This window comes from Microvirga roseola (genome assembly GCF_020866965.1).
Lineage (GTDB): Bacteria > Pseudomonadota > Alphaproteobacteria > Rhizobiales > Beijerinckiaceae > Microvirga > Microvirga roseola.
The window spans coordinates 1-1,023 of the sequence record NZ_JAJATX010000165.1; the positions used below are offsets into that span (position 1 = coordinate 1).

Consider the following 1,023-nt stretch of genomic DNA (forward strand, 5'->3'; position numbering starts at 1 on the left):
AGGCCCTCCAGCGCCAGCCGCGCGGAGGGCTTTTTGCTGTTTAGCCCCCTGTTGCCCAGTCGAGCATAGGCTGAGGATACAGGCAAGATCGCCATGCAATAGCGCGTCGACGCCTCCGCCCTCCTTCGGCGTCAACTCGATCTTCTCGATAAGCGAGCGGATCAGCTCCATCGCCTCATCCCTGTGTTCGGCGCTGTCCAGCAGATTCTCGAGCTCTTCGACCTTGCGGCGGTATACGGCTGCGGGGTTCGGATGCACAGAGACGTTCGGCACCGTCGGGCTCGCGTCGCGAGAGGAAATGAGGGCCGCCTTCTCGGCCTCCAGTTCGCTCAGTCGGGCCTTCATCGACGGCTGATACCGGCCGTCCTCGATCGCGCGCATGATGCCGTCGATCTTGCGCTGAACACCTGCGAGCTTCGCCTCAACCTCCGTGGCCCTGCCGCTTGCCTCCCTCCCCGGCCGGTTCACCTCCTCCTGGTAGGCGCGGGAGGCAGACTCCATTCTATGGGAACGACCTGCTCGTCTTGGACAGTTTAGTATGGCCCGCTTATGACCTTCACGACGATCCGGACCTCCTCGCCGTTGGTCTGACTGGCGATAGAGACAACTTCGGGAAATCCGTCGTGGGCATGTCTGGAATAGAGGTCCACATCATCCTGGGGCTCGACAACCAATCGGGCATACTCGCTGAGCGCCTTTTTCTCCTGGGCAAGCTCAAGCTTCGGCTCTGAGCGCTCTTCAAGTAGTGACAGGAGCTGAACTGCCGTCCGGTACTGCCACCCGACGACGTTCATATCGGCTGGCTCCCGCTTCATGGTGAAGGTGTAGGTGCGGCTCAGATACTCACATGCCGACTGCTCCAAATGCAGAACGATTCCATTCCCAAGAGCAATGGATTCGTATGCTGTCCCCTTTTGCAGGTCCAAGCGAAATCCACCCTTTGTTAGAACCGGACGCGGCCTAGCACTACAGTTGCATCTTTCGTTTGCGATGTGAGGCTTGCGCCATCGCCTGATGCGCGCG

At 60.0% G+C, this 1,023-nt stretch carries 1 protein-coding gene and 1 pseudogene; both read right to left on the reverse strand.

The annotated features are described in order from the left end of the window. A pseudogene (locus LG661_RS24675) lies at nucleotides 1–501 on the reverse strand (recombinase family protein); the annotation flags it as partial. Between the two features lie 32 nt (nucleotides 502–533). Next, entirely contained in the window at nucleotides 534–926 is a 393-nt protein-coding gene (locus tag LG661_RS24680) for a hypothetical protein (RefSeq protein WP_230534637.1), read from the reverse strand. Between the last annotated feature and the right edge of the window lie 97 nt (nucleotides 927–1,023).